The organism is Bradyrhizobium xenonodulans (genome assembly GCF_027594865.1).
GTDB lineage: Bacteria > Pseudomonadota > Alphaproteobacteria > Rhizobiales > Xanthobacteraceae > Bradyrhizobium > Bradyrhizobium xenonodulans.
The window spans coordinates 1,122,363-1,140,189 of sequence record NZ_CP089391.1 but is presented as its reverse complement, the minus strand read 5'-3'; the positions used below and the strand labels follow the sequence as shown (position 1 = coordinate 1,140,189).

The window sequence follows — 17,827 nt, the reverse complement described above, 5'->3', positions numbered from 1 at the left end:
GCGCGCACCCGCGCGATCCGTCATGGCTCGGTTGCATCTCGCAGGCGCGATATGAGGCGCGGCGGCGCTAGACGATCAATTGATCCACTGGCAGCCGGAAATGTCGCGGCGCCATCGATGCCGTTGGGCGACCGACGCGGAACGCGTTGACGAGACGGACTTCGTCACCCAGCCCGGCCGTGGCGCGCAGTCTGTCATTGAAGGCGGGGTTATCGGCAAGTGATGACATCGGACAGGCGGCGAGGCCCGCACGATCAATCTCGAGCCATAAGCGATAGAAATGACGCCCGCTCACCAGCGGGTCCTCGCCACGTGGCCGGCAGAACAGGACAATGGCGGCCGCCGATGAGGTTTTGGCGCGGTCGGACAGCAAGGCGGCGGCGAGACCGAGCTTATCGAGCAGCGGGAACAGCGGACCCAACACCAAGCGGGCGCCGACCGCCTCGATGGCGTTCATCGCAAGCGCCTCGCGGTTGAGGCCACTTTGCAGATACAGCGGATCGTTCGGCGACAGCCGCATCCATGTCAGCAACTCGCGCCGAAAATCGGCCTCGCGCGTGAAGGAGAGTTCAGCCTCGTCCGCCCAGGCAGCAATGTCCGCAATTTGTTTGCGATCGCGGATGCACACGATATTGTCGAGAGAGGCGACAAGCTGCGCCAGCGCGGCTTCATCCTGCGGGGACGCAGCGAAAGTGCCGCGCCAGGACATCCGTCGGGGCACGTTGTCGGCAAGCGGATCGGAATCAGCGCCGCTACCGATCGTCAGCCTACACAGCACCGCATGGGGCGAGGCAAGCGGCTGATCCTCGATCGCGATATCGACAATCGACAGTCCGCGCCGGTTGAGCGCGAGGCTCATCCCCTCCAGCGCCGCGCCGTGCGAGATACGAACATCGTGTCCCGTGGGATCGGCGATAGGTGCCCGTACCGTCGTGTCATCGACCAGCGCCGGCCGGCCGTCGGCCAGCAGCCGCCAGCGCGTCGGTTGAATGTTGTGGACGCTGGGCGCCAGCCGCGCCTCTGCGACGAGCTCGCGCAACAGGTCCGGCGTGAGAAGGCTCATGACGTTGCCAAGGGCTTGGTGAACAGGTGCAGCCGGTGCAGCGGCCTGGCGCCGACCTTCTCCACCTGGCGCAACGAGGCGCCATTGACGTCGACGATCCAGGTTCCGCCGAGCGTACGGTAACCGGCCTCGCGCAGCGCCAGCGCTGTGCGATAGAGCATGGCGCCGTTGAGGCCGCGATTGTGCAGGTTGCGGCAGACCGACTGATAGATCAGGACGGCGCGTGTGTTGCTGAAGCGGTGCTTCAGGAAGCGAAACGGCGCCGACAGGCCGATCCGGCCGCCGACCAACTTCACCAGCGGATTGAGATCGGGGATCGCGATGATGGCGCCCGCGGGGCGCCCACGGTGATAGACCACGGTCGAGATCCGCTTGTCGATGATCCACATCATGTCGCCGGCCTGGAACAGATATTCGGCCGCCGTCGGCGGCACGAACATGGGGTTCTCCGCAAAGCCGTCGTTGAGGATCAGCCTCGCATCCTCCAGTCGCACCTTGAACGCAGAGCGCTTGATCGGCTGCCAGACGAAATCGGTGTCAGCGAGCACCGCGCGCTGCTTGTCGCCGAGCAGTTGCTCCGGATGGCCCTGGTCCAGCGCGATCTCGAACGTCGTCATCGGGAAGACCGGCTTGTAGCCGGCGCGCGCGAGATGGCGGGCGATATGCGGCGCGCTCCACATCATGTCGGTGAAGGGCGCCTTGTCGAAGCCATCGGTCATCACGCCGATCTGCTGCATCGCCGTGAGATTGAAATTGCCTGTGATCGCCGTCATGCCGCGATCGGCGAGCCAGCGCTCCGCGGCGCGCAACAGCGCGTCGGCGACCTCGACGTCGTCGACGCAATCGAAGAAGCCGAACGCGCCATTGGTCGTGCCGTGCTTGCGATTGGAGGCATCATGGATCGAGGCAGCGATCCGGCCGACCGGCCGGCCGTCGCGATGCGCGGAGAACAGCGCGTAGCGGCCATGCCCCTCCGTGACGAAGGGATTTTTGGCGGGATCGAACGTCCGGTCAAAATCGCTCCACAGCGGCGGCACATAGGGACTGTCGGCCCCATAGGCGTTCAGCGCAGCATCGAACGCGGACTTGCGGTCGCCCTCGCGAATGTCGATCGTCATGCAGCCTCCGGCGTGAGGGTCAGCAGCCGCTGCACCAAAGTGAGCGCCGTCTCGGTGGCGGGATCGGCCGAGGTGACGGGCACCGCCAGCGCGATCAGATCGATCGGGTCCTGCCCGAGCGCGATCACATGGGTCGCACTGTGCGCGGTCATCAGGGAGGTCATGCGCTCGACCGCGGGATGGGTCAGAGCCAGCCCCCACGGCGCCTCGGCGCAGCGCAACACACGCGACGTCGCAAGAAGCTCCTGGAGCAGCGGCGGATCGTAAGCAGCAAGCTCGGTGGAGCGAAAGCGCCGCGCGCTCTCGAAGATCGGATGGCGCGCGAGTTCGGCCACCAGCTCCGCGCGGGTCTGCGCCGGAGACGCGGCCATCGAATTGAGCAGGCCCGGCTCCTGCGACTCGAACAGGGCCCGAAGTGCGTCCGTCATCATGCCGATGGTGAGCACGCCGGCCACTGCGACCGCACAAAATCGGATGATCTGCGCCGCATCGACGTCCGATGCCATGAAAGCGGCGGCAATCCCAAGCAGGGCCGAGCTCGCCAGCCGCAGGGTCATCAGCGTCAGCCCGTGCCGCCGCGTCTCGGCGCCGCCGCCGGCGATCAGCATCACGGTGACCGTGAGCAGCGCGCCGAGTGCGCCCAGCCGAACCGGGATATCCGGCCACAGCGTGCGGAAGTCGGTGAGGATGAAGGGCAGCACCAGCAGCGCGCCGACGGCGAGCCGACCGATGCTGCGGTTTTCGGACCCCATCAGCTCTGCGCGATCGCGCCGCGCCAGCAGCAGGCCGCAGGTCATGAAGCCGGCAAGCTGGAACAGCGCCAGCGCCATCGCATAGGGTTTTGCGAGCTGCTCGAGACCGAGCGCGCCGCCGAGCCCCAGCACCGCAGCGCCGGCGAGCGCAGCAATCTTCGCCGCGCGCGGCGCGTGGCGCCGCAAGATGCCTTCGGTCACGATCAGCGCACCGAGCGGGATCAACGATGCCGGAAGCACCGACAGGCGGTCGAGAGCGACGCTGCCGGTCCACCACGCCGCGCCGCGGATCAGAAACAGCGCCGCAATCACGCCAAGCGCCACCAGCAACCGGTGCGTCAGCGGGCTGCGGGGATCGCGCCGATAGAACGTCATCATCGCCACGATCAGGCCGATGGCGCCGCATAAATTGACGATGGAATCGGCGATCGCGCCCGCGCTCATTTGCCGCTCGTGAATTCTGCGATGGCGCGGCGCACCAGCGGTCGCATCAGCGCAGCCACGATGGCGTTCCGCGGCTTCTCGATCGCGGGTTGATGCGGGTTCAGGAACCAGCCCCGGCAATCGGTTCCCGACTTGCGGCCGAGAATGAGCGCAATCGCCTCATAGGCCATCAGCATGCCGGTCGAGATCACCATCGGCGCAAACGACATCCGGCTCCGTCGCCCGGCGGCGACCTCGCCCGCGATGGCGAGATCAACGTAGTTGCGCGAGGAGGAGTGCAGCATCACGTGCTCGATTTCGGCGAGCATCGCCGCGCGCCGGTCATCCTCATTGATGTCGCGCCAATCCTTGTTCCGCGTCGGAAAATTGAGCCGCTCTTCAGGCCTCGGATCGTCCGGACGCACCACGATGACCGATGGCAGCGGCGACATATAGGCGTCGATCACGGTCGCGGCTGCGTTCCTCGCGGTTCGATAGAGGTGCACGCCGGCGGCAATGTCGTCCATGCCGTTGACGACGACGGGGCAGCGCTCCACGATGCCGCTCAACTCGCTGGTCCAGCTTTCGCCGAGCACGTCGATCTCGATCGTCGGATTGATGCGCCTCGCGGCTTCGGCGGCGACTTCGGCCTTCTCGCGGCCGACTTCGTCTGCGAAGGCAAACACCTGTCGGTTCAGGTTGGAGACCTCGAACCGGTCGATGTCTGCAATGACGAACTTGCCGACCCCGGCGCGGGCCAATGCCATGAAGGCCGCGCCGCCCATGCCGCCGACGCCGCAGACGAAGACGCGCGCCTGCCGCAGCAATTGCTGCTCGCGCTCGTCGATGAAGCCGAGGTTGCGGCCGGTGAAGGAATAATAGTCGAAACTCATCGGGCGCCCTCCGCATCATTGCGGCGCGGCCTCAGCGAACCATACGCGCGGGTGTCGTCCAGCCAGTAGACCAGCGGCAGCACCAGCCGTTGCAGGGCCAGCATCGCCGACGCGGCAAGCAACGCCGGCAGCGAGCCGTGCGGCACCTCGCTCATGACGTAGCGGCGCGCGCCCGCGAGATCGATACGGCCGAGTTGGAGCACATCGTCGCCGCGTGCGTAATCCAGCTCGCGCGCGCAAAACTCGTTGTAGATGGCGTTACGATGCTTCGGCGCGACTTCGAACGTCTTCTTCAATGCATCCGAACCGCCGGTATAGGCGTTGGTGATCACGGAGCGCGCTTCGTCGAAGCCGGCTTCCTCACCCACACCGAACACCGCGCGGTGACGGGCCAGAATGCCGCGAGCGAGCTGCAAATGCGCAAAGCTCTGGCGCGCGCCCGGCAGCGGCGAGGGATACACATCCGAGAAGGTATCGCTGACCATGCCGACCACCGACGGCACCTGCGTGACGTTGGATATCCATTTCGGGCGCAAGCCGTCACGCGCGAACAGCACCAGCGCCGTGAGTCCGTAGAGGACCCAGGACAGGCCCTGCCCGCGAACGTCAGGGTCGACCATGACCAGACCAAGATGGGTGACCTCGACCGGCCGGCCGTCGAGCGTGACGTCCATGACCGACAGCGCGTTGAACGCGATCGGGCGCCCGGTCTCCTCTTCGCAGATCAGCGTGACGACGGCGCGCGCCAGCCGCTCCGGCTCGCCGGAGAAGATGCCGTAGGTCAGGCTCTCCTGCGGCAACGTCTTGGCCGCGACGATACGAAGCTGGTCGACCAGCACATCGAGCTCTGACCTGGGCAGCGACAGCCCGGGGAATTCGATGATCCGCGTCCGCAGTCCCGGCGATGTCCGCAAGCTCAGGTCGATGGCCGGTTGCAACAGCGCGCCCAGCCAGAAGCCGGTCTGGCTGCGCAGCCTCGTGGCGGCAGCACCGAGCTTCGCAAAGCCCTTCTTCGCGCGCGGTGCTTGCTCGCCGTTCTCCAGAGACGCCATCTGCCTGCCCTCGATCGGTCGGGATCTGTGCACTTGCACGCATTAAGGAGCGCTAAGCACAACCTGGCGGTGTCACGGCAAGGTAAATTATGTCTTCAGAGACATCGACAGTTTCGGTTCGGACGCAGCAGCGGCGGAGCGTGTTGCTCCGCCGCTGTCTTGCTTGGCAGCCCTGACCGGCTTCAAGCCGCCGTCCTGGTCAAGCCGCCTTGGACACTTCCATCAGCAGGCGCTCGGCCTTGGCATCCTCGATCCGGTTCACCAGCCGGCTGCTCTCGTGATTGTCGCGGACCGTCTTGGTGAGAGTGATGCAGGTCTGGATCAGCATCACGATGCCCATCGTGAGATAGCCCTTCATCCAGAGGTCGATCGGCAGGAAGAAGATGCCGATGGCGACGAGGAAGGCGGAGGCGGCGAAGGACGCGTAAGTGAAGGTCACCCAGGCGCTGCTGTGGGGCTGGCCGTTCTGGTTCATGATGGTCTCCTATTGGTTCAAATGAAGATCGAATTGGGGAAATTGGTCTGATCAGGCCGTCGGCGGACGCTTGGACTTCAGCCGCGCCAGCACGTCGTCGGCGGTCGTCTTGAGCCGGGGACCAAAGCCCTGCTCGGCGAGTCTCTCGGCAGTGGCGAGCGGACCGGTGGCCGCATCGAGCTCGACCAGGGCATCGTCGGCGGCCTGGGCCTCCATCTGCCGCTCGCGCAGGCGCCGCAATGTGCTCTCCGCCTCCGGCAGTGTGGATTCGTAGGGACGGGCTGCCTCGATGCCGCTGCGGCGGAGCGAGCGCACCGCTTCCGAGGCGCGGGCGACGCGGCGGCCGCGGTCGAGCTCGGTGATGCGGGCCTGCGCGGTTGCGACGTGGCGCTTCAGTTTGACGATCTCGGTCGCGAACAAGGCCCGGGCCGTCATCGCCGCATCACGATCGGCTTCCAGACCCGCGATGGCCTCGGCGGCGTCCTTGGCGAGATCCTCGCGGCCGCCGTCGAGCGCCGCAACCGCGCGGGTCTCGAGATCGGCGATGCGGGCGACGGTCGCCTCGAGCTTGCGGCCCTCCTGCTGGTCCTGCGCGATCGCCAGCGCCAGCGTCCGCTTGCTGCGCTCGACGGCGGCGGCCGCATCGCGCATCTGCTGGTCGAGGATCAGGAGGGCCGTCCGGTCTTCCAGTTCTTCGCCCGCGGCGGCCACGCTGCCGCGGAAAAGTGTCACTACGGTCTTGAACATTTGCTGCTCCCTGTTATGAGCATTGCTCACAGATGCTGTGTAGCACATCTTGAGCGTCGCTCAAGAGAAATTTGAGCGGCGCTCACGAATTTGGTTAACGGATGTCTAAAGCCTTGGAACGTCGAGAGAAACTGCGGGCCGACCTGATCCTGGCGGCGGAACAGATGATCGCCAGCCGCGGATTAGCCGGCCTGAAAACCCGCGATCTCGCCCGCGAGATCGGCTGCGCCAATGGCGCGGTCTACAATCTCGTCACTGATGTCGACGAGCTGATCCTGCGCGTCGGCTCGCGGACCCTGTATCGACTCGACGCCATGCTCAGCGCGGCGGAGCGCGCGGGCGAGCCCTCGCCGCAGGAAACCCTGGTCCGCATCGCCATCGCCTACTGCGATTTCGCCGCCGAAAATCTCCAGCTCTGGCGCGCGCTGTTCGAGCACCGCATGGAGGCCGACAAGATCGTTCCCGACTGGTCCGTCGACGACCAGATGCAGCTGTTCCGCCACATCTATGTGCCGCTGGCCGCACTGTTTCCAAAACGCAGCCCGGACGAGCTCGGCATCACCGCGCGCAGCCTGTTCTCGGCGGTGCACGGCATGGTGGCGCTGGGCCTGGAGCAGAAATTGGTCGCCGTTCCGCTGCCGGCGCTGCGCAAGGAAATCGCAGGCCTCGTGCGCGCGATGATCGACGGATTGATCGCGCGGCAGAACTAGCCGCATCGCCTGACTAAAATTTCGCCTGTCGCATCGCAGGCGGCAAGCCTAGCTTCGGTGAGATCTTCTTTCTCCGGAGCCTTTCATGCCCCTCCTCATCCGCGGCGGCACCGTCGTCAATCACGATCATTCGCGCCGCGCGGACGTGCTGATCGACGGCGAGACCATCGTCGCCGTCGGGGCATCGCTCGATGCGCCGGCCGGAAGCGATATCCTCGACGCCGGCGGGGCCTATGTCATTCCAGGCGGAATCGACCCGCACACCCATCTCGAAATGCCGTTCATGGGCACCGTGACCGCCGACGATTTCGAATCGGGAACCAAGGCGGCGCTGGCCGGCGGCACCACCATGGTGGTTGATTTCTGCCTGCCCGATCCCGGCCAGTCGATGCTGGCGGCCTATCAGGAATGGCGGCACAAATCGGAAAAGGCGGCCGCCGACTACGGCTTCCACATGGCGGTGACGTCGTGGTCGAAGCAGATCCATGACGAGATGGAGACCGTGGTCAGGACCTACGGCATCAACACCTTCAAGCACTTCATGGCCTACAAGGGCGCGCTGATGGTGAACGACGACGAGCTCTACAACTCGTTCGCGCGCTGCGCCCATCTCGGTGCCATGCCTCTCGTGCACGCGGAGAATGGCGACGTCGTCGCCCTGATGCAGGAGGCGCTGATCGCGCGGGGCGTCACCGGCCCCGAGGGACATGCCTATTCACGGCCTCCAGAGGTCGAGGGCGAAGCCACCAATCGTGCCATCATGATCGCCGACATGACCGGCACGCCTGTTTACATCGTGCATACGAGCTGCCGCGAAGCGCATGAGGCGATCGCGCGGGCACGTGCAGCGGGCAAGCGCGTCTATGGCGAGCCGCTGATCCAGCATTTACTGCTCGATGAGGGCGAGTACCAGAACAAGAATTGGGATCATTCGGCCCAGCGCGTGATGTCGCCCCCGTTCCGCGACAGGTCGCACCAGGACAGTCTTTGGGCTGGCCTGCAATCCGGCTCGCTCCAGGTGGTCGCGACCGACCATTGCGCCTTCACGACGGAACAGAAGCGGTTCGGGCGCGGCGATTTCAGGAAGATTCCGAACGGCACCGGCGGTCTGGAAGACCGCCTGGCGCTGCTCTGGACCGCCGGTGTCGTCACGGGGCGACTCACCAAGGAAGAATTCGTCGCGGTGACCTCGGCGAACATCGCCCGCATCCTCAACATCTACCCGCGCAAGGGCGCGGTCGCCGTCGGCTCGGACGCCGATGTCGTGGTGTGGGATCCCAAGGCGAGCAGGACCATCAGCGCCAAGCGGCAGATGAGCCGGATCGACTACAATGTGTTCGAGGGCTTTTCCTGCATTGGCGGCGCTGCGATGACATTGTCGCGCGGCCGGGTCGTCTGGAAGGACGGCGATCTGCGCGCCGAGGCCGGCGACGGCCGCTATGTCGAACGCCCGGCGTTCTCACCGGTGCATGTCGCCAACTCGACCTGGAAAGAGCTGACCGCCCCGCGCGCGGTCGCACGTGGAGCGGTGACGCCGTAACGCTCAGGCCGCCTTGCCCGCCCGCAGCCGGTCAAGCACCGGCAGCAGCTCGGACGGATCGGGGCGATGCGTGTAGTCCGGGTTCACCTCCGCGTAGGCGATGATGCCGTCACGGCCGATGACATAGCGCGCGGGCATCGGCAGCACCCAGGCGGGATTGTCGTTGAACGTGGGCAGATCGTTCTTGAAGGACTTGTAGAGCGAGACGAGATCGGCGGGCAGGGCGAAGCGAATACCGAAGGCATCGGCAACCTCGCTCCTGACGTCGCTGAGGATCGGGAACGACAATTTGTTGTCGCGCTCGGATTTGCGGCTGTTCGGCGCAGTCTGCGGCGAGATCGCAACGAGGCTGGCGCCGCGCGCGGCGATCTCCGGCAGCCTCTCCTGGAGCGCCTGGAGCTCGAGGTTGCAATAGGGGCACCAGACGCCGCGATAGAACGACACGACCAGCGGGCCTTTCGCGAGCAGGTCGCGCGAGGCAACCGGCTTGCCGTCCGGATCCTTCAGGGTGAATTCCGGCGCGACGTCGCCGGCCTTCCTGGCGCGCTGCGCCTGGCCGCTCGCGATCAGCTCGGCGGTGGCGCGATGCATGGAGTCCAGCGCCTCCTTTGTCGGCTTGAGCGGGAAGCGGCCCTCTTCGAAATCGGCTTTGAAGGCATCGAGTTTGTCTTGCAGGGCCATTGCGAAACTCCATCTTTTGCTGCTTGCCCGCGTTTATCTGGATCATCCGGAGATGGAGGGGTATAAGGCGATTCCGGAGAACATTTATCTGGATTTCGAATGAGTGACCGGCTTCAGGAATTGGCCGTGTTCGTTCGGGCGGCCGAGAGCGGCAGCTTTTCGAAGGCCGGACGCGAGCTCGGCCTGTCGCAGCCCTCGGTGTCGCGCATCATCGGAGAGTTGGAGAGCCGGCTCGGGGTCAAGCTGCTGCTGCGAACCACGCGCCGCATCACGGTGACGGACGCCGGCGCGCTGTTCCTCATCCGCGCGCGCGACGTGCTGGCGGATATCGAGGATGCCGAGGACGCCGCCCGCGGCATCGACTCCCTGCGCGGGACGTTGCGCATCACGATGCCCATCGTCTACGGCACAAGGCACATCATCCCGCGCCTGCCGAAATTCCTCAGGGTTCATCCCCTGCTGCGCGTCGAGCTGTCCGTCGCCGACGAACGGCACAACCTCGTCGTGGAGGGCACCGACGTCGCCGTCCGCCTGGGTCCGCTGGACGATTCCGGCTTTGGCGCAAGGAGGCTTGCGACTTTGCCGCGCTTCCTCGTCGCCGCGCCGTCCTATCTTGCCGAGCGCGGCATCCCGAAGACGCCGGCCGATCTCGCCTCGCATGATTGCATCTTCGGCCCCGGCCTGTTCGGCCGAACCACCTGGTCGTTCACCCGCAACGGCGCGGAGACCTCGGTCGACGTCCAGGGACGCATCACCACCGATTCCGGCCCCGGCGTGTTCGCGAGCGTGCTGGCGGGACTCGGCATCGCGATGACCTCGCCGGTGATGGCCGGCCCCGAAGTCGCCTCGGGTGCGCTGGTGCCGCTCTTGAAGAGCTACAAGCTCGCCCCCGTCGACGTCTACGCCGTGTTTCCGGCAGGTCCCCGCCCCTCGACCAAGGTGCGCGCGCTGGTCGACTTCCTGGCGGAGGAGTTGAGATAGGCGCGGCACGGATGCGACGCCGTGAAGCGCGGCTGGTGGCATGCGCCTTGCCTCTTTACGTCGCAGAGATATCGCAAAAGAGGCACCGATGAGCGCATCACCCTTCGACATCAGCCGCCGCAATGTGGTGCTTGGCGGTCTCGGCGCGGCCGGGATGACGGCCGTCGCGCCACGCTTCGTCTGGGCGCAGGGGCGCCGCGAGACGCTGCTGGTGGTGCAGGAGCTGGGTCCGAACTCGCTCGACATGCAGGGTGTCGGCTCCAACCAGACCGTGAACGGCCTGTCCTGGAATTGCTACGACCGTCTGCTGACCTACGCCTCCAAGACGCTGCCCGACGGCACCATCTCCTACGACCGCGAGAAGCTGGCGCCTGAACTCGCCGAAAGCTGGGAGGTCGCGGCCGACGGCATGTCCTGCACCTTCCGCTTGCGCAAGGACGCGAAATTCCACGACGGCACGCCGGTTACCGCCAAGGATGTCAAATGGTCGTTCGACCGCGCGGTGAAGGTCGGCGGCTTCCCGACCTTCCAGATGTCGGCGGGATCGCTGGAAAAGCCCGAACAGTTCGTGGTGGTCGACGACCACACCTTCCGCATCGACTATGTGCGCAAGGACAAGATGCTGCTGTTCAACGTCGCGGTCGTCGTGCCCTTCATCATCAATTCCGAACTCGCGAAGAAGAACGCGACGGCCGAAGACCCCTGGGCGCTGGCGTGGCTCAAGACCAACGAAGCCGGCGGCGGCGCCTACAGGATCGAGAGCTGGAAGCCCGGCAGCGAGACCGTGCTGGCGCGGTTCGACGACTGGAAGAGCGGGCCGCTGCCGAAGGTCAAGCGCGTCATTGCGCGCGACGTCCCCTCCGCCGGCACCCGCCGCGCCATGCTGGAGCGGGGCGACGCCGATATTTCCAGCGGCTTTGCACCGCGCGATTTCGAGCAGATCATCAAAGAGGGCAAGGTCAAGGTGTCGGGCGTGCCGATCCCGAACGCGCTCTGGTACGTCGCGCTGAACAGCGCGAAGCCGCCGTTCGACAATGTGAAGCTGCGCCAGGCCGTCGCCTGGGCGATGCCCTATGAGCAGATCCAGAGCAGCGCCTTCTTCGGGCGCGCCGTTCCCATGTATGGCGGGGCAACCGAGGTCTCAAAGCCGGTTTGGCCGCAACCGTTTCCCTACGTCACCGATCTCGACAAGGCCAGGGCGTTGATGAAGGAGGCCGGCTTCGAGTCCGGCCTGGAAACGACGCTCTCGCTCGACACCGGCACCGCAACGGTCGGAGAGCCGACCGCTATCCTGATTCAGGAGAGTCTCGCCAAGATCGGCATCAAGGCAGCGATCGAAAAGATTCCCGGCGCGAACTGGCGCACGACGCTGAACAAGAAGGAGCTGCCGCTCGCCCTCAACCGCTTCAGCGGCTGGCTGGACTACCCCGAATATTACTTCTACTGGAATTTCCACGGCAACAACTCGATCTTCAACATCTCCTCCTACCAGAACAAGGCGATGGACACGCTGATCGACAAGGCTCGGTTCACCGCGGATACGGCCGAGTACGACAGGTGCGTGAAGGATTTCATCGCGCTCTGCATGCGCGACGTCCCTGTCGTGCCACTCAACCAGCCGATCCATGACGTCGCCATGCAGAAAACCATCTCTGGCTACGAGTTCTGGTTTCATCGCGAGCCGGACTACCGTCAGTTCGCGAAAGGCTAGTTTTGACGGGCGATGCTGACAGCGCGTGAAGCGGCGCGCGCCTGCTCGGTCGGAAGGCCCGCTTTCAGCCGCGCTGCGCTCGCGCGCAGCATCGCCACGTCGAGCTTGCCCTGCCGCGATCCGTCCAGGGCGCAGGCAAAGACTCGGTAGAATTGCGCACCGTCATAGGCGACCAGCAGCATGTCGACGCCGGCATTGATGGCCTCGACCACGGCCTTGCAGACGTCGTTCTGATAGATCGCGCCCATCACGAGGTCGTCGGTCATGACCATGCCCTGATAGCCCCATTTGTCACGGATGATGCCATCGACGACGCGCTTCGAATGCGAGGCTGCACGGTCAGGATCGACAGCCGTGAGCGTGACATGACCGACCATCAGCGCGCTACGCGAATGCGACAGCACCTCGCGGAACGGAAGCCAGTCGGTGACTTCGAGCTCCTTCACCGGCGTGTCGAGATTGGCGCTGAAATGGTGCGTATCAGTTCGCACGCGGCCAATGCCGGGAAAATGCTTGAGCGTGGCGCCGACGCCTGACTCTTCCAGCCCGCGCACATAAGCGCTCGCGATCGTGCTGACGACCGCAGGATCGGTCGCAATCGCGCGCTGGCCGATCAGCGTATGGAAGTCGAGGCGGATGCGCCGCTGCGGCGGCTTGAGATCGAGAACCGGCGCGAGATTGAGGTTGACGCCCAACCCCGAAAGCTCGCGGCCATGGATGCGGCCGAATTCTTCGGCCCTAACCTGCTGCTCGTCGGGGGCAAGCCCTGTGAGCGTCGCCAGCGCCGGCACCTTGGTCAATGGCGGTGCAAGATGCCCGACGATGCCGCCCTCCTGGTCCGCGGCGATGACCAGCGGCGGCAAGCCCGCGGCCCGCCGCTTGTCCTGGAGCGCCGCGATCTCGTCCCGCAGCGCTTCCACGGACCGGCCCCGGATGTTGTGCCGGGTGACGTAGACGCCGCCGATCAACCCTTGCTCGGCGAGGCGCGCGACATCGGGAAACGAGGAGTAGCCGACCATGAAGTGCGGCCCGATCTGTCGTGCTTCCGCGGCGCTCGCGGCCAGAACATCGTGCTTGCGCAGCTCGAACTTCAGATGCGCTGCCGACATCAGCACCGACGGCAGGCACCACAGCATGACGAGCAGCTTACCCGCGATGCTGCGCCAGCGTCCGCGACGCAGCAGGACGACGACGATCAGGATGCTTGCGACGACAAGCGCGATGTTTCCGGCGCCGCGCAGCACCAGCAGATAAGGATCGTTCTTGTTCGCCGCCGCGAACGCGACGACAGGCGCGGCAAGCCAGAGCAGGATGAAACCGATGCGATGAAGGAATTGCATGATGCGTCACGCCCAAAGTGATGAACGCATCGCACCTATCAGCGCGACTTACGCTGCGCGAGAGGCAAAAGCACTCCTGCACGAAAACTGCAAAAGACTCCTGAAACCGTGCTGACCATGGTCCCGGCTTCTGCACAAGCGACGGTCAGACTTCGTGATGCCACCCATCACGAAAGGTCTTCTGGACATGACGAGCCTGGCTTCGACGATAGCAGCAGATCTTCAGCCGCTCAGGCCCTCCGCGATTCCGGTCAAGCTTGGTCTCACGCTGGCGCTGGCGGGGCTCGCCGACTGGCTGTTCTATGGCGAGCGGATCGGGCTGTCGCTGACGCCGTTTGCGATCGCGATGGCCTGCGTATCCGTGCTATTCAATCATGCGACCCTTGATGTACGGCGCGGCATGATCAGCGCAGCCATTTTCGTCGCCGGCCTCGCACCGGCCGTCGAGGAGCTCAACACGCTGTCGTTGCTGATCCTCATCCTGTCGCTGACGATTGCGCTTCTGATCGCGACCAATCCGGAAACGACCGAGCTGACCGAGCGTGCCCATGCACTGCGCAACTTCTTCCTGCTCGGCCCCTTCAGGTTCTTCCTCGAGGCGCTCCAGATCTTCAGCCTGTCGGCGTTCACCCGCGGCATCGCGCTCTGGCTGCTCCCGGCAGCGCTCAGCACCGTCTTCGTCGCACTGTTCGCCGCGGCCAATCCGGTCATCGAGCAGTGGGTATTCCTGCTCAATCCAAAGCTCATCCTCCGCTATATCAGCATCCCGCGGGTGCTGTTCTGGGTCATGATGCTGGCGCTAGTCTGGCCGTTCATCCATGTCCGCTGGCGGCGCCGGACCGTTGTCAACACGCCCCTCACCGATGGCCCCGTGCCGCCGCCGGCGCCGCCACAAGTCTCGGCGGAGTTTCTGGGCGCCTCCACCATCCTGCGCTCGCTGATCTTGTTCAACCTGCTGTTCGCGGCACAGTCCATTCTCGACGGCATCTATCTCTGGGGCCATGTGGCGCTGCCCGCCAACATGACCTATGCGGCCTATGCCCATCGCGGCGCCTATCCGCTGATCGCGACCGCCCTGCTCGCCGCGGCCTTCGTGCTGGTCGCGATGCGCCCGGGCGGGCCGGCCGAAAAATCGACGGTGATCCGGCCGCTGGTCTATCTCTGGGTGGGGCAGAATGTGCTCCTGGTCGCCTCCTCCATCCTCCGGCTCGATCTCTACGTCGACATCTACATGCTGACCTATTGGCGTATCGCGGCCTTCGTCTGGATGGGGCTGGTGGCGCTCGGGCTGATCCTGATCGTGGCCCGCATCGCGCTCGACCGCTCCAACCGCTGGCTCGTCGGCGCCAATCTGATCGCGTTAACGATCGTGCTCTATACTGTCTCGCTGGTGAACTTCGACGCGTTCATTGCCGACTACAATGTGGCGCACAGCAGTGAAATGTCGGGCAAGGGCGTGACGATCGATGCCAACTATCTCCTCACACTCGGACCGCAGGCGCTGCCCGCGCTCGACAAGGTCATCGCCCATCGCCCGGGCGACGACTGCCTTGCGCGGCGCCGCGATCGGCTTGTAGAAACCCAACGACTGGACATGGCCTGGCGCGCCTGGGGCTTTCGGAGCTGGCGGCTGCAGCGCCGGCTCGATGCTCAGGCCAAAGGCCAGCCCGGCAATCAGCCGGCAGGGTGAGCGGAGATATTCTTGGCGCATCGCATTCTCATCGTCGACGACGAAGGCCACATCCGCGAGGTCATCCGCGTCGCGCTGAAGAAGGCCGGCATGGACGTGATCGAAGCCCGTGACGGCAAGGAGGCGCTCGCCCGCTTTGCCGCCGACAAGCCCGATCTGATCGTGCTCGACATCGGCATGCCCGAGTTCGACGGCCTCGACGTCTGCCGCGAGATCCGCAAGAGCTCCGACGTGCCGATCCTGTTTCTGTCTGCCCGCGACGAGGAGATCGACCGCATCCTCGGCCTCGAGATCGGCGGCGACGACTACGTGACGAAGCCGTTCAGCCCGCGCGAGCTGGTGGCGCGGGTCAACGTCATCCTGCGCCGCCTCAGCCCGCGCAATAGCGAGGCCAAGGCGGGGCCGGCCGCGCTGTCGCAAGGCGGCCTCTTGATCGATCCCGAGCAGCATATCGCGACCTTCGCCGGCACGCCGCTGAAACTGACCGCGATCGAGTTCGGCATCCTGCGCGCGTTCCTGACCCGGCCGACCTCGGTGTTCAACCGCGAGCAGCTGATGCGGGCGGCCTATCAGCTCAACATCCAGGTCTCCGACCGCACCATCGACAGCCACATCCGCAACATCCGCGCCAAGCTCGCGGCGCTCGCCTGCGACAACGTCATCGAGACCATTCATGGCGTCGGCTTCAAGCTCGGCCGCTGCGAGAAAGAGGCATGAGCGCGGCGCCCGACAAATGGCGGCCGTCGCTCACGCTCGTGATCTTCACGGTGCTGGCGACCGTCGGCGTGCTGCCGCTGGTCGGCCTGTTCTTCTTCCGCCTCTACGACAATCAGCTGATCCGCCAGACCCAGGCCGAGCTGATCGCGCAGAGCCGCGTGCTGGCGACGATCTATGCGCAGGAGGTCACCGCAAGGCTCGACAGCGGCCTCGCGCTCGGCGCCGAGGTGCCGCCAAACGTGCTGCCCGATCCCGGCGACCAGGTCACGCCGATCCGTCCCGCACTCGACCTCACGGCCAACGACCTGCTCCGGCGGCGGCCGGATGCGCTCCCCGCGCCGCAAGCAGCGCAGCCCGCCTATGTCGAGATCGGCGCAAAGCTGACGCCGATCATTCGCGAGACCCAGAAGGTGACGCTGGCGGGCTTTCGCATCCTCGATCCGCGGGGCGTCGTGATCGCGGGACGGCAGGAGGTCGGGCAGTCGCTTGCCCATATCGACGAGGTCGCCGACGCGCTGCACGGGCAATATCGCGCGACTTTGCGCAACCGCGTGCCGGACAAGCCGCCGCCGCCGATCTATTCCTTCAGCCGCGGCCTCGGCGTGCACGTGTTCTCGGCGATGCCCGTCATCGTCAACAACCGCGTCGCCGGGGTGATCTACACCACGCGGACGCCGAGCAACATTTTTGATCATCTCTACCAGGAGCGCGGCAAGTTCGTGCTGGCGGGGCTTGCCGTGATCCTCGGCACGATTGCGATCGGCCTCGTGTTCTCCCGGACCATCACACTGCCGATGCGCGAGCTGATCGACCGCGCGGCGCGGATCGGCCGCGGCGACCGCGAGGCCTTTCAGCCGCTCCGGCATTACGGCACACGCGAATTCGCCCAGCTCTCGCACAGCTTCCTCGGCATGGCCGAGCAGCTCGCAAGGCGCTCCGACTATATCGCGACGTTCTCTGCCCATCTCACCCACGAGCTGAAATCGCCGCTGACCTCGATCAAGGGCGCGGCCGAGCTGCTGCAGGATTCGGTTCAGGGCAAGGCGGGCAGCCTGACGCCGGCGGAGCAGAACACGTTCATCGCCAACATCCTCTCCGACACGCAGCGGCTGGAGGCGATGGCGCAGCGGCTGCGCGAGCTCGCCCGCGCCGAAAGCCTGCCGCAGAACGAGCACACGGAGCTGGCGCCTGTGATCGCCGACCTCAGGAGGGGGTTTCCGGCCAGTTCAATCGAGGTTAGCGGCAGCCTCGACCGGCCGATCGGCATGTCCGCTGAGAAGGCGTTGATCGTATTGTCACACCTCGCCGACAATGCAGTGCGGCATAAGTCGAGCACGATCAGGCTGGAGGCCGTCGACGAGCGTACGATCGTGCTGCTGACGGTGAGCAATGACGGCGAGCCGATCTCGGCGCCGAACCGCGACAGGATTTTCGATGCGTTCTTCACCACCCACCGCGATCAGGGCGGGACCGGAATGGGCCTCGCCATCGCGCGCGCGGTGATGGCGAGCCATGGCGGCTCGATCAGGCTCAAGCCGACCGACGACGGCGTCGCCTTCGAGCTCCAATTTCCCGTCGCCTAGATCGCGAACACCCAGGCGGCGACGATGGTGCCGATGGTGACCAGACCGGCGATGGTCCAGCCGGCGGCGTATTCCAGCTCAGGATGACCGGTCGCCCGCATGATCTCTGCCGGATCAGCGGTATGCTTGTGTGCCATGACTGCCTCGCACGTGTTTTCCCGTGTCATGGATAAGTCGCATCAGCCGGCAAAAGGTTCCGTCACGGAAACGCGAGACCATAAAAACCGCGAAAACAACCCCATGCACAGTAGAAACCGCATTCCGGCATGAGGCCAGGCCGCGCCGCGCAAGCATCTGACGCGCCGGTGCAAAACGGCTGCTCCGCGCAATCGCCGCCCGCTCCCGCCTTGC

At 65.4% G+C, this 17,827-nt stretch carries 17 protein-coding genes; 7 read left to right on the top strand and 10 right to left on the bottom strand.

What is annotated here, in order from left to right:
• Window positions 1–67: 67 nt before the first annotated feature.
• The 7 genes from I3J27_RS05380 to I3J27_RS05350 all read right to left on the bottom strand — a co-directional run bounded on the left by I3J27_RS05380 (window position 68) and on the right by I3J27_RS05350 (window position 6,523).
• Window positions 68–1,063: a nitroreductase family protein gene (locus tag I3J27_RS05380; RefSeq protein WP_270166126.1), complete on the bottom strand. Its 996-nt coding sequence runs from the start codon at window positions 1,061–1,063 to the stop codon at window positions 68–70.
• Window positions 1,060–2,181 (bottom strand): GNAT family N-acetyltransferase, encoded by a 1,122-nt coding sequence (locus I3J27_RS05375; RefSeq protein ID WP_270166124.1) that lies wholly within the window; start codon window positions 2,179–2,181, stop codon window positions 1,060–1,062. Before I3J27_RS05375 ends, I3J27_RS05380 begins: the two co-directional genes overlap by 4 nt.
• Entirely contained in the window at window positions 2,178–3,377 is a 1,200-nt protein-coding gene (locus I3J27_RS05370) for a hypothetical protein (RefSeq protein ID WP_270166122.1), read from the bottom strand. Before I3J27_RS05370 ends, I3J27_RS05375 begins: the two co-directional genes overlap by 4 nt.
• On the bottom strand, window positions 3,374–4,249 hold the full coding sequence (locus I3J27_RS05365) for a HesA/MoeB/ThiF family protein (RefSeq protein WP_270166120.1): 876 nt from the start codon (window positions 4,247–4,249) through the stop codon (window positions 3,374–3,376). Before I3J27_RS05365 ends, I3J27_RS05370 begins: the two co-directional genes overlap by 4 nt.
• On the bottom strand, window positions 4,246–5,301 hold the full coding sequence (locus I3J27_RS05360) for a GNAT family N-acetyltransferase (RefSeq protein WP_270166114.1): 1,056 nt from the start codon (window positions 5,299–5,301) through the stop codon (window positions 4,246–4,248). The genes I3J27_RS05365 and I3J27_RS05360 overlap by 4 nt, the downstream gene beginning before the upstream one ends.
• A gap of 199 nt (window positions 5,302–5,500) precedes the next feature.
• Complete coding sequence (locus I3J27_RS05355) at window positions 5,501–5,776, bottom strand: YiaA/YiaB family inner membrane protein (protein ID WP_014491840.1); 276 nt, start codon at window positions 5,774–5,776, stop codon at window positions 5,501–5,503.
• Between the two features lie 51 nt (window positions 5,777–5,827).
• The gene (locus I3J27_RS05350) at window positions 5,828–6,523 is read right to left on the bottom strand and encodes a PspA/IM30 family protein (protein ID WP_270166111.1); all 696 of its coding nucleotides are present in this window, start codon (window positions 6,521–6,523) and stop codon (window positions 5,828–5,830) included.
• Window positions 6,524–6,624: 101 nt separating this feature from the next.
• On the opposite strand from I3J27_RS05350, the gene I3J27_RS05345 reads away from it, so the two are divergent.
• Window positions 6,625–7,233 carry a TetR/AcrR family transcriptional regulator gene (locus I3J27_RS05345; RefSeq protein WP_270166109.1) on the top strand — a complete coding sequence of 203 codons (609 nt, stop codon included), beginning with the start codon at window positions 6,625–6,627 and terminating at the stop codon, window positions 7,231–7,233.
• A gap of 85 nt (window positions 7,234–7,318) precedes the next feature.
• Complete coding sequence (hydA, locus tag I3J27_RS05340) at window positions 7,319–8,773, top strand: dihydropyrimidinase (protein WP_270166107.1); 1,455 nt, start codon at window positions 7,319–7,321, stop codon at window positions 8,771–8,773.
• Between the two features lie 3 nt (window positions 8,774–8,776).
• Here the strand turns inward: hydA and I3J27_RS05335 are convergent, their stop codons facing one another.
• The gene (locus tag I3J27_RS05335) at window positions 8,777–9,454 is read right to left on the bottom strand and encodes a peroxiredoxin-like family protein (RefSeq protein ID WP_270166105.1); all 678 of its coding nucleotides are present in this window, start codon (window positions 9,452–9,454) and stop codon (window positions 8,777–8,779) included.
• A gap of 99 nt (window positions 9,455–9,553) precedes the next feature.
• Here I3J27_RS05335 and I3J27_RS05330 point away from each other — a divergent pair, with 99 nt between their 5' ends.
• Both I3J27_RS05330 and I3J27_RS05325 read left to right on the top strand, forming a co-directional pair.
• Entirely contained in the window at window positions 9,554–10,435 is an 882-nt protein-coding gene (locus tag I3J27_RS05330) for a LysR family transcriptional regulator (RefSeq protein WP_270166103.1), read from the top strand.
• A gap of 88 nt (window positions 10,436–10,523) precedes the next feature.
• Window positions 10,524–12,146 (top strand): ABC transporter substrate-binding protein, encoded by a 1,623-nt coding sequence (locus I3J27_RS05325; RefSeq protein ID WP_270166101.1) that lies wholly within the window; start codon window positions 10,524–10,526, stop codon window positions 12,144–12,146.
• Here the strand turns inward: I3J27_RS05325 and I3J27_RS05320 are convergent.
• Window positions 12,143–13,486, bottom strand: a complete 1,344-nt coding sequence (locus I3J27_RS05320) for a glycoside hydrolase family 3 N-terminal domain-containing protein (protein ID WP_270166099.1) — start codon at window positions 13,484–13,486, stop codon at window positions 12,143–12,145. The genes I3J27_RS05325 and I3J27_RS05320 overlap by 4 nt on opposite strands.
• A gap of 187 nt (window positions 13,487–13,673) precedes the next feature.
• On the opposite strand from I3J27_RS05320, the gene I3J27_RS05315 reads away from it, so the two are divergent.
• Genes I3J27_RS05315 through I3J27_RS05305 form a run of 3 tightly spaced genes read left to right on the top strand, consistent with a single transcriptional unit; the run spans window position 13,674 to window position 17,476 of the window.
• Window positions 13,674–15,176 (top strand): DUF4153 domain-containing protein, encoded by a 1,503-nt coding sequence (locus I3J27_RS05315; RefSeq protein WP_270166097.1) that lies wholly within the window; start codon window positions 13,674–13,676, stop codon window positions 15,174–15,176.
• Window positions 15,177–15,188: 12 nt separating this feature from the next.
• Entirely contained in the window at window positions 15,189–15,893 is a 705-nt protein-coding gene (locus I3J27_RS05310) for a response regulator (protein ID WP_270166095.1), read from the top strand.
• Window positions 15,890–17,476, top strand: coding sequence for an ATP-binding protein (locus I3J27_RS05305; protein ID WP_270166067.1), 1,587 nt, complete (start codon window positions 15,890–15,892; stop codon window positions 17,474–17,476). The genes I3J27_RS05310 and I3J27_RS05305 overlap by 4 nt, the downstream gene beginning before the upstream one ends.
• Here the strand turns inward: I3J27_RS05305 and I3J27_RS05300 are convergent.
• On the bottom strand, window positions 17,473–17,613 hold the full coding sequence (locus I3J27_RS05300; RefSeq protein WP_018321489.1) for a hypothetical protein: 141 nt from the start codon (window positions 17,611–17,613) through the stop codon (window positions 17,473–17,475). The two genes, I3J27_RS05305 and I3J27_RS05300, sit on opposite strands and share 4 nt — an antisense overlap.
• Window positions 17,614–17,827: the final 214 nt, after the last annotated feature.